Here is a 16743-nt window from a genome sequence, read left to right on the forward strand (position 1 = left end):
CTTGATTGTCGGGGAGTTTTTCCATTCCTTTATCTAATGTCTATCTCGTCTTCTTGTCAAGGGGGTTGAGCAATTACGAAAATTGTAGTATAATTTTGAAACATGAATGTTGAACTTCAAAATACTGGATTTAGGCACAACAAACTGATTGTGTGTAATGCTGTTATCAAATGTTAATCTCAAAGCATAGTTAGGTTTAGCTGGATCGTAGTAGAGATTTAGGAGGAGAGTTATGGACAGAGAAGAATTACTGAGACGATATGCTAATCGGGAAAGAGATTTTTATGGGCTCGAGCTGACCAATGTTGATTTAACTGGCATTAACTTAAGTTACGCTAATTTTACAGAGTCTAACTTGAGAAATATCAACTTGCTTAATGCCAATCTGAGTTATGCCAATTTCTCGAATTCAAGCTGGGAAGAAAGCAATCTGCGGGGGGTGAATTTGAGAGGAGCCAACTTAGAAGGTGTTGTGATGAGAGATATTATTTTAGAGAACGCTGATTTAACTGATATTAACTTGAGCAATGCTGAACTAAATGAAGTTTACCTCATGGGTGCTAATCTAACTGGTGCCAACGTGAGTAATACTTCTTTGTATATTGTGAGTCTGGCATCTGCTAACTTGGAGCAAGCTATATTCCGCAATACTACTCTTGATGAAGTTAGTTTTGATCCTCCAGCTCAACGATATATAGAAGTTCGTAAATTGCTCAAACAGTACGCTGCTGGGGAGAGAAATTTTGTGGGGATTGGGCTTCAGAACACTGGGCTGAGCGGGGTTGACCTAAGTGGGATCAATTTGAGCAAAGCCAACCTTATAGCTCTCAATTTGAGCAATGCCAATTTGAGTAATGCTCACTTGCAGGGAGCTAGAATGCTTGGTACTAACCTAAGTGGCGCGAATCTGAGCGGGGCTAATCTAAGCAATGCCGACCTCAGCGGTACGAATCTGAGAAAAGCTAATTTGAACGATGCCGACTTAAGAGATGCTATTTTGAGTGGTGCTGATTTGACCGAGGCTGACTGCGAGAGAACCAAAACTGAAAATGTTATTTTGGTGGCAACCAACCTGACAGGTGCCAAAGGTTTTGGCAGTGGGATAGGAGCTTTTATCTGCAAAACCATTGAACCAGGGGGAGAATTCGTAGAGGGACCCGATTGGATTGAGTAAATAAACTTATAAATTTAATATTATACCAATATTAATTTAACAGTTTTGAGTAGCGATAGGAGACCAGAAATAATCAGAATTTTATTCATAAAAGGTAAGAGTGAAAGTGCGTGCTAATATGAAAGCATAAACAACTTGCATAAGAAAGCTATGGACGTTGAAGAACTATATAGGCGTTACGCTGCGGGAGAGAGGGATTTCCCTGGAGTTGATTTAAGTCGTGCTAATTTAAACGTTGCTGACGTGACATACGTCGAAGACCTAGAACCAGGTCAAAATGACTTGAGCGGTATCAATCTCAGCGGTGCTAACTTGACTAAAGCAAATCTGAGTCTTGTTAATCTCAGCGGTGCTAACTTAAGCGATGCTCAACTTGATTGGGCTAAGCTAGCTGAAGCTGACCTATCGGGGGTCAATCTTAGCAATGCTAGTTTATCTTCTGCCGAATTATGCCGAATCGATCTGAGTGGAGCTGACTTAAGTGGGGCAAATTTGGATTGTACTGACTCAACAGGAGCCAACTTAAGGGGAGCTAACCTCAGCGGGGCAAGTATAGCTGAAGCTATATGGGAAGCAACTGACTTGAGCGGTGCTAATTTGAGCGAAGCTAATTTGACACAAAGCGCTCTTTGCAATGCCAATTTAACAGGGGCTTGCTTAAGAGATACAAATTTAGAGGAGCCTTCGCTAGATGGAGCTAATTTAACCAATGTAGACTTAAGTGAATCTTTCATCAATTTAGATATGGCTAACATTAACAGAATTAGGGGCGCAATTTTGTGTAATACAACTATGCCAGATGGCAGTATTAGGAATGACCATTACGAGTGAGCTTGCCATAGCCAAGAATTAATTTGATATGAGCAGACGGGTGACGATCGGCTAATATTAGATATAAACAGATTCAAAATCAAAATTATGGATGCTGAAGAATTACTCAAACGATATGCCAGTGGAGAGAGGGATTTCTCTGGAATTAATTTAAGACGTGTTCATCTAGAAGGGAGTAACTTGAATGGCATCAATCTCAGTGGTACTGAACTATATGATGCCAGACTGAAAAATGTTAACCTAAGTGGTGCTAACCTAAGTGGTGCTGATATGAACTCAAGCACCTTGGAGCAGGTCCAGTTGAATAATGCCAACCTCAGTAAGGCTAATCTCTGTTACACCACCACAAAAGATTCTAGTCTCAAGCGAGTTAACCTGGAGGGGGCTATGCTGGCAGAAGCTGGTATGTTCACCGTCGATCTAGAAGGTGCTAACCTCAAAAAAGTTATTTTAGATGAAGCAGGTTTTTCCGACTGCAACCTGAGAGATGCCATTTTTGACGATCATAATTGGTGGCGTCGTTGTTATGTGAGAAACACTATCATGCCTGGAGGAACCCCTCTCACAAACGAGATTGAGGACTGAAGCGGAGACAGGATGTACACCCGCTTCATTAGTAGGAATCAGCGTTGTACTAACTAGGCAATAATCCGTTATCTCTAGCCTCTATTTCCTCTTGAATTCTCTCAGGTAACTCAGACAGGAAGTTATATCCTGTTAATCCTTCCAAGTAATCAATACTCACGCGCCAATCTGACAAAAGCTAATCTGAACGATGCCGACTTAAGAGATGCTATTTTGAGTGGTGCTGATTTGACTGAGGCTGACTGCGAGAGAACCAACACTGATAATGTTATTTTGGTGGCAACCAACCTAACAGGCGCTAAAGGTTTGGGCAGTGGGATAGGATCTTTTGTCTGCAAAACCATTGAACCAGGGGGGGAATTTGTAGAGGGACCCGCTTGGATTGAGTAAATAATCCAGTATTATGACTAACATAATTGAAGACACAACTTATGAACAATCAAGAATCGCTTAAACTGAATTATCAACAATGGCTAAAACGCTTGGAGATATCTTCAGAAGAATTACTTAAACTTTACGCCTCTGGAATCAGAGAATTTAAAGGAGTTAGGCTGATTAAAGGTAATCTCAGTGGGGCTAATTTGAGTGGTATTGTTCTCTATCAAGCCTATTTGGAAAAATCCATACTCGCAAATACTGACTTCAGTGGTGCTAATCTCGTTGAAGCCCACCTAGAGGGTGCTGACCTACGTGGTGCCAATTTGAGTAAAGTCGATACGCTTGAAGCTTCTTTTCCCAATGCTAACCTGAGCCAGGCTAATCTGAGTGGTGCTATTTTGCCGAGTACCAACTTTTATTGTGCAAATTTAAGTGGTACGACTCTTAGGAATACACAAATGGTTGACTGTGACCTGATCGATACCAACTTTAACCATGCCGATCTTACTGATGCTACAATAGATTATTGTAATCTAACAGGTGCAGACCTAAGATGGGCGATCTTTAATAATACGATTATTAAGGAATCCTGTCTCAGCGAAGTTCAAGTAATTAGCTGGAAGGGAGCTATTTTGATTGATTGCTACTAAGGTGTAAAAACTGTCTGCTTTAGCTGGTTGCGGATTAGTTCCGGCACATGAGACAAAAAGTTGTAATTATAAGTATTTCCATCTAAATTAGCGGCATCTCGAATTCGTCTTTCGAGTTCATTGATCGAAATTAGGTAATCAGTCCACGCAGTACCTACAACACCTTCGTTATTCGGTATATCAACGGTAATAATTCCCGTTTCTGGGGTTATATCGGATATAGTTTGACCAGGTTCCAAAACTACAATAATTTTCCAAGTATGGTCAGGAACACGGATTAACCTATCTTCCTGACCATTTCTTGCTCTGAGAGGCGTATTAAATCCATAGCCACCAGATATAATGTAAAGTTCCCTTCCTTGCCCAAGTACAAGTTCGTTAGAAGCAAAACTTTCCAAAACTGACCATATTCCTCGGTTGAGACCCCGATCTTGTGTAAGTACATTGGTTGTAAAGAAAGTAGCAAATATATCTTTCAAATGTCTATCTCGATCGTCAACAGGTGTCAAGTGACCTCGCTCAGGAATAATTTCATTGATAAGACCTGCATTAATGGTTTCCACTCCTAAATAATCCCAAGGTTGAGCCATACCAAAAGTATTGGGTAGCTCATTATCATCTGCTCTCCAAGGATAAATAGCTCGGTTTACAGGAGAAGGAGGTAAATACCCATTATTTGTTCCAGGTCGAGGCACATTGCCTATCCATGACTGATTCAGTTGCCAGCTTACCCAATTAGGGGCGCGGAAATTGTTGTTATAAGATATAGCGTACTGTGGCTTTTCAATCAAATAGTTGTTGGCATTGTTCGCAGCATCTGGTCTAGCTACTTGTCCATTTAAAGTAGGATTACCAAACATGAGATGAGTGCTCTTAAAGAAAACATCATCAAGATAAACTGTATCATTCCCTTCCAACTCAAACTTAAGCTTAGCTGACTTGCCCCGCAATATTTCAGGTACATCAACATGGAAATTTTCAAACCCTAAATTACCATAACCAATGCGGTTAGTGTCAGTATCAGCATAGCCCATAGGGTAAGAGATTTCTGCTAAATCACCTGGATTAACTCGACCATCGGCTACTCTTAAGTCAATATTACCTATGGGTTGATAATTTTCATAACCAGGTTCATCGCCTTGGATAGAAACCTTTAACGTGCCACCATTAGGATTAGGAACATGAAGATTAAATCGCAAAGTCCCCCAGTCAGGCACAACAAACTGATTGTGTGTAATGCTGTCACCAGATGTTAATCTCAGCGCGTAGTTAGGTTGAGCTGGATCGTACCCTACCTCTGTCCTGTAATTGTCAAGACTAGGAATATCCCTCCAATCAACTAACCTACTTGTCGGCGACGCAATATTTGACGTACCGCCGTGAAAAGACCAGCCCGGAATCGCATCAGAAATAGCATTTCGGAACAAACTACGCGGATTAAAGACAGCATCAAAGTTGCCACCAAAAAGAGTAGGAACCGCGAAATCACCCCGCATCCGCCTTTCCGCTGTATTGTCAAAAGAAAGAGGCACGCGCTCCACATTATCTGTAGTTTAGACTAACTAAAGATGAGAACGGTGGCCCAAGAAAAACTAGAGCCACCGCGCCAGGAGAGAATGAGGGTGAAAAATAAAAACCTATTCACTCCTTAAATGAACAGTGAACGATTAAAGGACTTTCGTCAAGAAGCATACGAGTTATTGGTACGAGGCAAGGATGCAACATTCGAGCTCATGGATGCAGTGATGACCACCAGGAATTCGTCATGTTTGGCCGAATTTTCGCTCAATCCATTATTCAATCGTCAATGGTCAAGCGTTTACGAGGCATTGCAAGACTGTAGGCCAGACCGGAAAAAACTGATGCTGCTGTATCTCCAGCAATTAGAACAGCAAGTACCCGTAGCAGAACATCTGTTAGTGGCAATTGACCACACTGCATGGGGGAGACCAGATGCTAAAACATTAAAAGATAGAACCCATGAATATCAGGGGGGCGTAATTATTGGACAAGGGTACAGTACCATTGCGTGGATACCAGAAGCACAAGGAAGCTGGGCATTACCCCTACTCCATGAACGAATTAGTAGTGGGTCTTCACCCATACTTCAAGCAGCTTCCCAACTTAAACTTGTCTGTCAACAGAGCGTCAACCCAGTTTTAGCAGTTTTAGATCGAGAATATGGCAATGCCAATTGGGTACTGGCGCAAGCAGATATTCAAGCTGATTGTTTAATGAGAGTCCGAAAGAATGCCTGTTTGTGGTCGGCACCACCAGCCTATAGTGGTCGCGGTAGACCACGGAAACATGGGCAAACAATGAGACTTAACGACCCAACTACATGGCTCGAAGCTGATACTGCGATTGAAATTGACGAACATCCAGATTTGGGACAAGTCCGAGTCAGACAATGGATTGACTTACATTTTTATCGTGCCCCTGGACAAAAAGTCAATTTAATCCTGGTCGAAAGAATGAAGCCCATGTCAAACGGTCAGCCGTTTCCACCCTTATGGTTGGCTTGGGTTGGAGAACGAACTCTACCCAAGCGAAACTGTTTGGTTCAAATATTTACGACGCAAAGAGAGTCGATCATTGGTATAGATTTGTCAAGCAACGATTGCATTGGACTTTGCCTAACTTGAGAACTCCCGAACAATCCGAGCGTTGGAGTGATTTAATGCCGTTGATGACTTGGCAACTCTGGCTAGCTAGGGATTTAGTGGTTGAGAATGTATTACCTTGGCAATCTGCTACCACCAATTTAACCCCTGGACGTGTTGCCCAATCAATGTTGTCGGTTTTAGTTGACATTGGTACTCCCGCGAAAATGCCTAAACAGAGGGGAAAATCCCCTGGTTGGGAAAAAGGAAGGGTACGAACCAAGGCACCGTCCTATCCCACTGTGAAAAAACGGGTTTCTCGACGCAAAAAGTCTTCAAGATTAGTTATTTAATCTTCTTCCTCTTGAGTTTTTGAGTAACAGCTTGCCGGATATTCAAAGGCAACTACTTTTGGCTGCAATCATTTTTTAGTCTAAACTACAGACATTATTAGTCGGTCGTAAATTAGCGATCGCACCCGTATTAGGATCTTTAGTCAACCCACCTCCAAGAACAGAATAGAACTAACCAGTACCAATACCCTTCCGTTCAGTCAAAAAATAAGGTATTATTAAGGGCTTACAATGATTATAAACTAAGGACAAAAGTTATGGAGAAAGAAGAATTGATCGGAAAGTACGCTGCTGGGGAGAGAAACTTTAGAAATTTGATTTTGGGGAGTGGAGAGTTCGGTTCTCTTAACCTGAGCGATACTGACTTCAGCGGTTCTCGCATGAATTCATACTTAGCGGGAACTAATCTCAGTGGAGCTAATCTAATGGCTGTTAGTTTGGTTGATGCCAACTTAAGTGATGCCAATCTTACTAGAGCTAACCTCAGAAAAGCTGACTTGAGAGGGACAGATATTAGAGGAGCCAACTTGACAGATGCCGACCTAAGAGAAGCTAAGCTGTATGAAACCCAACTGGACAGAGCAAATTTAACGGGAGCTGACTTAAGAGGTGTTAAATTGCAGAAATGTGGCCTGCGCGAAACTAACCTAACCTATACCAATATGGAAGGAGCTAAGCTGGTCAAATGCTTTCTCTGCGACACAATTATGCCTGATGGAATTATTTGGAATGATAACTGTTGAGGTGTAAATCTGGGTAAGAATAAAATACTAGACCAATCTACTAGATGGTATCAAACAAGAGGAAAAGCATCTAGAGGATTACCTAATGGGTTGTTGAATGGTATCCTTTGATCATCCTTTAATTCTGCCACGCCAAAACACATAGAATGTTGTGGGGAGTGGGTGTGGTGGCATCACGGTCTAATTAGCACTATAGACCAAAAATCAGAAAGGGGATGCGTCGTATTTCTTTAAATGGAGACAATAGGAAAGTTATTATGGATTTTCAAGAATTTAACAGGCGCTATAATGCCGGCAACAGAGATTTCACCAGATTGAAGCTAACTCGAGCGAATTTGTCAGAAATGGATCTCAGGGGTGCTATTTTCAGAGAAGCTGACCTCAGTGGTGCGAACTTGGAAGGTGCTAACCTTGTGGGTGCTGACTTGAGTAGGGTTAACTTGAAAGGCGCGCGTCTCGAAGAGGCTGCTATGCGAGGCGCTAATCTTGAGAGTGCTGACTTGAGTCATGCTGTTTTCTGTCAAACCTCTCTCAGAGATGCCAACCTCAGCCGCGCCAGCTTGAGAGATGCCATTATGGATGAAGTTACTCTTAAAAATGCTAACCTCAGCTATGCCAATCTCACAGGTGCTCGTAATTTTGAGATGGGCAGATGTCAAGGTACTATCTTTTATGAAACTATTATGCCCGATGGCAGTATTCGGACTGAAACTGTTTGACGTGAGAACCAAACAGTCTCCGTTCCCGAACCATCTACTCGCACTTTCTGCTTTCTCAATAGAAGTCCTCTGTTGCAGCGAACAGTTACACTGTATTGAGCCATTGCCTGATTTCTGCAAGAGGTCTGTTTTTTATAGCTTCTTGAATCTCGGTCGGAATATTTGTTAGAAAATCATAGCTATTGTGTGATATTTGCTGTTGTAGTCTGTCTTCAAGATCTTGAACTGAAATTACATAGTCTTGCCAAGAATTTGGTTGAGGATTTTCTTGTTCAGGATCGATATTAGGTATGTCTATAGCAAAAGCCATAGTATTTGATGTAACATCTGCTATGCTCTGACCCGGTCTATCCAGAACCAGGATTACTTTCCAAAGCCTTTCAGGAACATTAATTGAAAAACCGTTAGGACTACTGATCTCTGCTTGTGTTCCGCTTCCCCCTGCAATTATGTAAAGCTCTCGACCGTTTTCAACCAAATCTCGTGAAAATCCTTCGAGACCTCTCCACCATTGAGGTTCTTGGTTGTTGGCAGAATTTTGTGGAAGCATATTTGTCATCAAAAAAGTGGCAGCGTTATCTTTTGCGTTCCTACCTCTGTCTCGTGAAGGAGCCATATGCCCCCTGTCATAGAGTTGTCCATCAGTAGTACGATCTGCCGGATTGTCGCTGGGGTTACCCGAATTAATGTCTCCATTGCCCCGAACTCCCTGCCACTGCGTCGGAAGTGTCCTGTCCTCTTCAAACAGATTTGTTCTCTCCGTATCTAAGCCTAATCCCAACCATGTTCGATTTAGTTGCCAGCTTACCCAGTTTGGGTTTTTGGTTATGTCATTATAGGAAACCACATACTGCGGTTTCTCCATTAAGTAGTTGTCTCGGTGAATCTCGTTACGGATATCGTTCTCTACCTCTGTAAAATTGGGGCTAAATTCTATTCTAGCTTCTGTTGGATTTCCAAACAGGAGATGAGAACTCTGGAAAAAGACATCATCTAGATATACCTCTTGGCTTTGGTTGTCTAACTGAAACCGTAGTGTTGCTGATTTACCACGTAGCTCGTCCGGTACATCCAGATGGAACGTTTCAAAGCCTTCTACTCCGTAAGCAATTCGATTAGAGCGATAATTAGGTACTGTGGGAGCATCGCGAAAAACTATTTCAACGCCAGCATCTCTTTCTACTTGTCGCGGTGAATTCAAGAATTCTCCCTTAAACAAAACGCGACTGGTTAAGTCATACTCCGTGCCTGATGCGCTATCTGTCATAAAGACTCTAAGATGAGGAATTTGTCCGGGTAGAATAGGAGGAGCTTGATCGAGACCTGGTACATGAAGATTAAATCGCAAAGTCCCCCAGTCAGGCACCACAAACTGATTGTGTGTAATGCTGTCACCAGATGTTAATCTCAGCGCGTAGTTAGGTTGAGCTGGATCGTACCCTACCTCTGGTCTGTAATTGTCAAGACTAGGAATATCTCTCCAATCAACCAACCTACTTGTCGGCGACGCAATATTTGACGTACCGCCGTGAAAAGACCAGCCCGGAATCGCATTACTAATCGCATTTCGGAACAAACTACGCGGATTAAAGACAGCATCAAAGTTGCCACCAAAAAGAGTAGGAACAGCAAAATCACCCCGCATCCGACTTTCTGCTGTATTGTCAAAAGAAAGAGGCACGCGCTCGACATTATTAGTCGGTCGTAAATTAGTAATCGCACCCGTATTAGGATCTTTAGTCAACCCACCTCCAAGAACAGAATAGAACCAACCAGTACCAATACCCTTCCTTTCAGTCAAAAAATAAGGTATTATTAAGAGCTTACAATGATTATAAACTAAGGACAAAAGTTATGGATACCGAAGAATTACTCAGAAGGTATGCTAGGGGTGAAAGAGATTTTACTGGTATTAATTTGAGCCATGCAAAATTGAATGGTGCAGACCTTGGTGGTATCATATTGAATGATGCTGAACTTAATTATGCAAGTTTAAAGGGTGCAAAACTAAGTGGTGCTATGTTGAATAAAACCAATTTTTTTCAGGCCAACTTAAATGGTGTTGACCTCAGCAATACCACCTTAAATGGTACTAACTTCTGGCAGGCAAGTCTGTCTGGTGCGTACTTGAGTGGTCTCTCCTTAGAAAGTGTTAACTTAGAAAATGCCTATTTGACAGGTGTTCATCTATTTGAATGCCATATTGATGACAGTAATTTAGCAGATGCTAATTTGAGGGGGGCCTATCTGCTACAGGTTTTAATCACAAATACTGACTTTCGCAGAGCCGATTTCAGTGGGAGCAAACTAGAAGATGTTTCTATGGAAAATGTTAACCTGAGTAATGCTTGCCTTATAGGTGCAGAAGGGATTGTTATACGTGGGATAATAAGTCTACGGCTAGAACGGATTAATTTCAACAATGCCACAATGCCAGATGGAACAATCTTTAGTAGTTGTTAGTACAAAATAACAGGTATTGAACATTTACTAAATTAGTGCCAGCCTAGTCACGGAAATTTAGGTAGCCAATCACAATGCTCTTGTGCCATACCAAGTAATGAATCTATTTCCACTTAGCTCCTAAGTGTCTGCACAAGAGCTAGTCAAGATTGGATAGAAGGTCAAGACCGGTAAGACGTTTAAGATCGACAGTCGTAACAGTCCAGGTTTGCCAATCTCTCCACTGAGCCAAGCTTGTTATAGGAGAACGATGTTCCGACGATGGCAACAAACCATTTAGCGGATGCGGTATTGGGGTCGAAAAATCGGTTGGTGCTGGTCTATTAGGCGTTATTACAGAGATAACATTGGTGTTGGCTGCTGTGATATCATTTATGCCTAAACCCGGGTGATCCAAGACCAAGATATTTTTCCAAGTATAATCAGGAACATTGATCATTTTATCGTTAATTGTTCCTAATGTTCCATATCCACCAGCAGTAATGTAAAGTTCTTTACCTTCTAATGCTAACTGGTAGCAATATTCTTCAAGGTTTCGCCACGCGGTACTACTAACATTATTTCCAGGGTATTGCGGAAGTGCATTCGTCATAATAAATGTAGACAACATATCCTTCTTATCTCGGTTTCGTTGTTCGGAAGTTGCCATGTGACCGCGGTCGTAGAGGTTGTTTGGATAGCCTTTGTAATCCTCACTTGTAACTAGCGGACTAAAAGAAATAGGTAAGGTTTCATCGGACTTGAATACACCGCTTCTTGTTAACTCACCCAGCCAGGAACGGTTTAATTGCCAAGTTACCCATTTGGGATTTTTAGAGTTGTTATCGTAAGACACTGTATATTGTGGCTTCTCTAATAGGTAGTTGTTTTGTTGGGCAGGGTCACGGCGAGCTTCTTCTCCATTGTAAGCAGGATTACCGAATTTGAGGTGAGTGCTTTTAAACAAGACATCATCTAAGAAAACTTCACCACCATTTAATTCAAACTTTAGTGTAGCTGATTTTCCTCGCAGGTCTTGGGGTATCTCATCTATATGAAATGTTTCAAATCCTTTAGTACCAAAGCCAATCCTGAATCGATCTGAGGGGTAAGAAGTTTGTGAGCTGGAATTTTTATTTTCTGCTGCACTTAGAACAATAACTCCAATAGGTTGATATTCGTCGTACCCTGGTGCATCTCCTTTGATAGAGACCTTAAGTTCTCCGTTAGTGAGTTGAGGAACATGAAGGTTAAAACGTAATGTTCCCCAGTCAGGCACGACAAAGCGATTGTGTGTGATGCTATCTCCCGATGTTAATTTCAAGGCATAGTTAGGTTCAGTAATGCCCAACTGTTCCAGGTAATTTAGTGATAAGTTAGCTCCCTTCTCATTCTTGATGGTACGAGGTTCGTTAAGTGCGGGAATATCCCTCCAATCAACTAACCTACTTGTCGGCGACGTAATATTTGACGTACCGCCGTGAAAAGACCAACCAGGAATCGCATTACTAATCGCATTTCGGAACAAACTACGCGGATTAAAAACAGCATCAAAATTGCCACCAAAAAGAGTAGGAATCGCAAAATCTCCCCGCATCCTGCTTTCTGCTGTATTGTCAAAAGAAAGAGGCACGCGCTCCACATTATTAGTCGGTCGTAAATTAGTAATCGCACCCGTATTAGGATCTTTAGTCAACCCACCTCCAAGAACAGAATAGAACCAACCAGTACCAATACCCTCATTAGGAGCATTAGCAGCACCCAGAGAAAAGTTAGGTTGCCCGCTATATTTAGGCGTGTACCAGGGGTTGACACGAGGGTCTTGAGCAGTTCCACTGAAAGAAAAGTCTCTGTCAAACAGTTGCTCGTAATGCCCATCACCCCGACGCCGCGAGATTGGGTCAACAGGTTGCGTACTAGAAGAATTTTGGCGATACTCAGTTAGTCCCAGGTCAGCAGTCCCCGCATACCACGTCAGGACTCTCCCGTGCGTTCCCCCAGCGAGATCGTCTTTGGTAAACCCAGGTAAACTATTTTCAAAACCATCAGCATTGCGTCGAGTACCCAAGAAAACCGTTTCGTCAGGCTTCCCTAGAAGTTCCCCCGCACTGTTTCTGGGAAATTTGAGACCTGCTCTAATCTCTGTTCGCAGAGCATCGGGCCCGCTCAAATTGGGAATGTCTCGACCCGCAGGTGTCAGCGTAGGAATTTGTGGAATGCCTTGGTCTAGCCTGGGCACCGTTTGGTAGTAGTTGTCCGCAAAAGTCACATTCTTCCAAACCTGAACCTTCGGTTCGCGGAAATCTGCAAATCCCGCTTCTCCTAGAAATGGTAACTGTACCGAAAAACTTGGTTGGTCAAAATCATGAGGATCTAATGTAGTCATCTGGAGGTCGCGAAACAGAGAATTCTCCTTCCCGCCAGCTAGAGGGAAGTAAGTCCCTACACGCTGAATGATTTCGCTATTGACCACAGCCCCCCGACTGAAGCCAACAAAGTGCAGTGGCGAATTGAAAATTGCCCCCTGAGAGCGAACAAAATTCCCTTGGCTGTCGAAGTTAGCACCACCTCCTAGCGACTGATCTAGCTGCACCAGCGAGGCAAAGAAACTATCTGCTGCTGCCTCCGTGAAGCCAGAATCGGGAATAGCTGACTCATTATTTTGAGACCAGTCAGGCAGAAGCACTAATGGTTTGTTGCTTTGGAGGTAGGGAGCTATATAGCTCGACAAAGCAGTACGATAACTGGGAGCGGCTTGGTCAAAACCATTAGGAAAATAAGTTAAATTACTAAAGAAATCACCCAAGACTTGCCCGTATTTATCGACCGGAACCCAGTTACCTGTGGGCGAGTCGTAGCGCATGAGCAATCCTTCACCCCCAGTAGTAGCAATGCTGTCAGCCATTTTGTAGAATTCGCTGGGAATCCCTGGTCCGGTAATGACCGGAGGCTTAAAACCGTGGGTCAGTACAGTGACGCTGCTGAAAGTGCTGTTGCCGTTGAGAGCAGGCGGTGGCGATGTTTTGAACTGCCCAACATCAAGATTTCGCTTTCCATCCTTGCTCAAAGCTTCAACAGCCCAATGATAAGTCTGACCAGCCGTCAGAGTCCGATTATCGGGCAGCGTGAACTGGGTATTGGTGTTTGAAGGGTCAAGGGGTAGACCACCAAGCCCCACCCAGCCTTGACCGGGCTTCCAAGTCGCTGTCAGGATGCGGTTGGGGTTATAGTCTAAAGTGCCGAACTGGGAGTTCCATTTTGCTAGCAAGTTTTGCTGCTGCTGTGGGCTGAGATTATTGAAGTTTGGATTTTGGATATTGGCGAGATCCTCCCATCTATCCTCTGGCAACAAACCCTCCCCTTTATCGAAGGTACTGACAAAAAGATTGACCTCTTTCACATCCTCCCAACCCGGAGCAAACTGCCATTGAAAAGTAGGAGTCAGGTCATTTGTAGTTGCACCAGGCCCCTTCAAATCCAGCCAGTCAGTCGGTGCAATGCTCAAATCCCGTAAATTTCCCCCAGTACCGACTGGTGCGCGTGTTGTACCCAACGGCACCCCATAAGTAAACTGATTAGCAGGTCGGTTCTCCTGAAGAATCCCATAGTCAGCAGCAATACTAATAGCCGGATTTATATCATCAATAGGAACCCTTGTGAAATCAACCGCAGTCACAGACCTCGCCGTAGTAGCATTGAAGAAAGGAGACTTAACACCCCTGTCAAGACTATCAATTTTGAATTGACCGGGATTGTCCAGAGTTTTAATAATTTCCTCAACATCGAAAGCATAAACGCTCCCGCTACCAGTCAGAGAAGGATAAGAGCCATAAAGGTATTTGTTGTCATTAGAAAGCACTAAATCGTTAGTAAGAGCCTCTGGAATCGGTCTGGTAGCACCGATTAATTGAGGATTTGGCCCCAAGGGGTCTTTAATAATCCCAATATTTCCCCCAGAACGCACATCTGCAGAAGGGCCAAGACTTCCAGAATTGCGACCAGCCACAAACCCATACCGCCCATCCCGCGTTACAGTGACAGATACCCCCTCATTCACATCAAAATAATCAGTAGGAAAACCCAAACTTAAAGGGGCATAACTCACAGAAGCAGTAAAGTTAAGAGGGTCGTCCGAAGTAATTTCCAACACCCCAAAACCAGGCCCGTCATTCTGGTCAGTATTAATCAGATTCAATCCGTTCGTGAACACCATTTTCGTCGGCTCATTCGTAGCTGCTATTCCCTCGGTCTCCGAAATAGTAGGAATAACTCCAATTTGTTGATGCCACTTACGAGGATTAGAATCTTCATCCTTCGGTCGGTCCTTAGAGTCAATATTGATTGCATAAATCCGACGATTAGGCACTTGCTCATTATTATCAGAACCCGTGCCGAACAGCCGCCGCCCATCACTACTAATTGCCAACTGACTCAATCCTAATGGTGAAGTGACGTTAATAGTCTCAACTACTTTGTGATAAGTTGCCGAGTTAGGGTTGATGTCAAGGACGTAAATTTTCGCTTGATTTAAGTCGCCAATGTAAGCATAATCGTCTCTAGGACTGATGACTATTGACTTGGCTCTAGCGCCCGCCGGCAGGACAATGGGATTGACGCCTGGGGTATTTGGCTGAGTATCTACCTGTCGCAGTACCATTGCATCGACCAATGCCACTTGACCTGAATTCCTCAAGGTTGCGTAAACGCGATTTCCGTCGCTAGTCACGGCTGTTGATTCTGCCCAATCTGTGACACTGCTAGTCCCCACAGGAATTTGAGCCAACAGCAAGTCTTTGCTGTTTGTAGTATCAACCACTGATTCGGGGTTTTTACCGTTGAGAACCGCTACTCGGTCAGAACCGCCCAAGGCTGCAAAAACGTACTCTGCCCCCTGTGGCAGGCGAATTGGATTGCTGTGGTACTGGATTTCTTTGTATACTGGTGTAACACCTTTTTGCTCGACGGTCTGGTTCTGCTTCCTCTCCAGCACGACGCCTGAAGCGCCCAGCACTACTGTATCAGGCACTTTAACTGCTACTTCATACTGATTGCCCCCAAGAGAGCGGCTGCGTGTCGGTACTACAGTCCCCTCATACATAGAGTTGCCTGCATAGAATTTAACTGTCAAATCTTCAAACTTACTGCCTTTAGAGTCGCTGGCGTTGTTGACTAAAATGTTGCCCCCGGTCAGAAATAAGAGGGGCTCATTGTTCTCAAATGGTTGACCGGAATCATCCTTGAATTTCAGCTCAGCTTTTTGGAGGACAGGAGGTGTTGTGGGGTCAGAGGTAGTTGGGGCTGGCATATTCAAAGCCGCCTTAAATGTGGCAGTGCCGTCGTCGTTTCGCTGCACGCCTACCTCTGTTACCACCGGCAGTCCCACCTTGGGGATTGCTACCACCTGCACTGAAGATATGTCGCGAGTTACGGTAAAGGCTGGAGTGGTAACGAATTTGTCCGGGTCTATTAACTGACCGAGATTTCCCTGGGGGTCAATGATGCCAAAAAATGCTAGGGGGAAGTTGTAGTTGAGGGTAAGCTGACCTTTGACTAAGGTGGCGCTGCCTGTGGGACTGGAGTAGACTACTGCGTATTCGCCCGGTCTGACCACACCTGGATAGGGAGGAGACTGGGTGCGAATGTTGCCGTCATCCCCGACTATGCCTGATTCTTCTTGCAGCCAAATCGGATTCCAAGTGCCGGTTGCGTCAGGAATTGCTCCTTTCCGCAGGAAGTATGCTACAGTTCCAGGTGCTAATCCGGCGGGTGCTGGTACTGCTAACTGGGCGGGTATATTCAGGGAGTTATCGCCAAAGTTTAAGTTGAAGGCCCCTGCAAATTCAAATCCCGGTGGTAGTGGTAGGGACAAGTTTTGTTGGTTGACTGGGGCAATGCTGACGGTTGTATTCTGTTCTAGAGCACCCGGAGGTATCATTACTGCTAGGGTTCCGTCGTTTGAGTTGACGATGCCGCCATCGGTTCCCAAGGCAGTTGTGCCGATTTGCGGTGCTTCGACTCGAACTGGAATGATGGCGGATGCGGTTCCGTGAATGGCTGTGACGGTGCCATCGCCAATGCCGACTGCTGTAATGGTGCCGTCGGGACTGACGTTGAGGATGTTGCTGTTGTTGCTAAAGTAGCGTGTACCTGTGCTGGCTGCGGTTAGGTTGGCTTCGGTGAAGTTGGAGTTCTGACGGGGTGACAACCCCGTTAAAACATAGACTCAATCAAGGACATAGCTCTCATACCCTTCTGAAAAAATGGC

Annotated in this window: 12 protein-coding genes; 9 read left to right on the top strand and 3 right to left on the bottom strand. The window is 44.0% G+C overall.

Annotated features, from left to right (window positions below; genetic code table 11):
- Window positions 1–232: 232 nt before the first annotated feature.
- From QUA97_RS26595 to QUA97_RS26615, 5 genes are all read left to right on the top strand, one after another.
- The gene (locus tag QUA97_RS26595; RefSeq protein ID WP_333197209.1) at window positions 233–1174 is read left to right on the top strand and encodes a pentapeptide repeat-containing protein; all 942 of its coding nucleotides are present in this window, start codon (window positions 233–235) and stop codon (window positions 1172–1174) included.
- 150 nt (window positions 1175–1324) lie between these two features.
- Entirely contained in the window at window positions 1325–2005 is a 681-nt protein-coding gene (locus QUA97_RS26600; RefSeq protein WP_333197211.1) for a pentapeptide repeat-containing protein, read from the top strand.
- An 87-nt stretch (window positions 2006–2092) separates the two neighbouring features.
- Window positions 2093–2590, top strand: a complete 498-nt coding sequence (locus QUA97_RS26605; protein ID WP_333197213.1) for a pentapeptide repeat-containing protein — start codon at window positions 2093–2095, stop codon at window positions 2588–2590.
- 135 nt (window positions 2591–2725) lie between these two features.
- Complete coding sequence (locus QUA97_RS26610) at window positions 2726–2980, top strand: pentapeptide repeat-containing protein (protein WP_442922596.1); 255 nt, start codon at window positions 2726–2728, stop codon at window positions 2978–2980.
- A gap of 41 nt (window positions 2981–3021) precedes the next feature.
- A complete protein-coding gene (locus tag QUA97_RS26615; RefSeq protein WP_333197216.1) occupies window positions 3022–3618 on the top strand; it encodes a pentapeptide repeat-containing protein in 597 nt (198 codons plus the stop codon).
- Here the strand turns inward: QUA97_RS26615 and QUA97_RS26620 are convergent.
- Window positions 3615–5150, bottom strand: coding sequence for a DNA/RNA non-specific endonuclease (locus tag QUA97_RS26620; protein WP_333197218.1), 1536 nt, complete (start codon window positions 5148–5150; stop codon window positions 3615–3617). The two genes, QUA97_RS26615 and QUA97_RS26620, sit on opposite strands and share 4 nt — an antisense overlap.
- 120 nt (window positions 5151–5270) lie before the next feature.
- On the opposite strand from QUA97_RS26620, the gene QUA97_RS26625 reads away from it, so the two are divergent.
- The 3 genes from QUA97_RS26625 (at window position 5271) to QUA97_RS26635 (ending at window position 8036) form a co-directional block, all read left to right on the top strand.
- Window positions 5271–6263 carry a transposase gene (locus tag QUA97_RS26625; RefSeq protein ID WP_333197221.1) on the top strand — a complete coding sequence of 331 codons (993 nt, stop codon included), beginning with the start codon at window positions 5271–5273 and terminating at the stop codon, window positions 6261–6263.
- A 568-nt stretch (window positions 6264–6831) separates the two neighbouring features.
- Window positions 6832–7317: a pentapeptide repeat-containing protein gene (locus QUA97_RS26630; RefSeq protein WP_333197224.1), complete on the top strand. Its 486-nt coding sequence runs from the start codon at window positions 6832–6834 to the stop codon at window positions 7315–7317.
- Between the two features lie 257 nt (window positions 7318–7574).
- Entirely contained in the window at window positions 7575–8036 is a 462-nt protein-coding gene (locus QUA97_RS26635; protein WP_333197226.1) for a pentapeptide repeat-containing protein, read from the top strand.
- Window positions 8037–8121: 85 nt separating this feature from the next.
- Here the strand turns inward: QUA97_RS26635 and QUA97_RS26640 are convergent, their stop codons facing one another.
- The gene (locus QUA97_RS26640; RefSeq protein ID WP_333197228.1) at window positions 8122–9837 is read right to left on the bottom strand and encodes a DNA/RNA non-specific endonuclease; all 1716 of its coding nucleotides are present in this window, start codon (window positions 9835–9837) and stop codon (window positions 8122–8124) included.
- A 53-nt stretch (window positions 9838–9890) separates the two neighbouring features.
- On the opposite strand from QUA97_RS26640, the gene QUA97_RS26645 reads away from it, so the two are divergent.
- Window positions 9891–10499 (top strand): pentapeptide repeat-containing protein, encoded by a 609-nt coding sequence (locus tag QUA97_RS26645; protein ID WP_333197230.1) that lies wholly within the window; start codon window positions 9891–9893, stop codon window positions 10497–10499.
- 139 nt (window positions 10500–10638) lie between these two features.
- Here the strand turns inward: QUA97_RS26645 and QUA97_RS26650 are convergent, their stop codons facing one another.
- Window positions 10639–16683 carry a DNA/RNA non-specific endonuclease gene (locus QUA97_RS26650; RefSeq protein ID WP_333197232.1) on the bottom strand — a complete coding sequence of 2015 codons (6045 nt, stop codon included), beginning with the start codon at window positions 16681–16683 and terminating at the stop codon, window positions 10639–10641.
- Window positions 16684–16743: the final 60 nt, after the last annotated feature.

This window comes from Microcoleus sp. CZ3-B2, from assembly GCF_036705055.1.
Taxonomy (GTDB): domain Bacteria; phylum Cyanobacteriota; class Cyanobacteriia; order Cyanobacteriales; family Microcoleaceae; genus Microcoleus.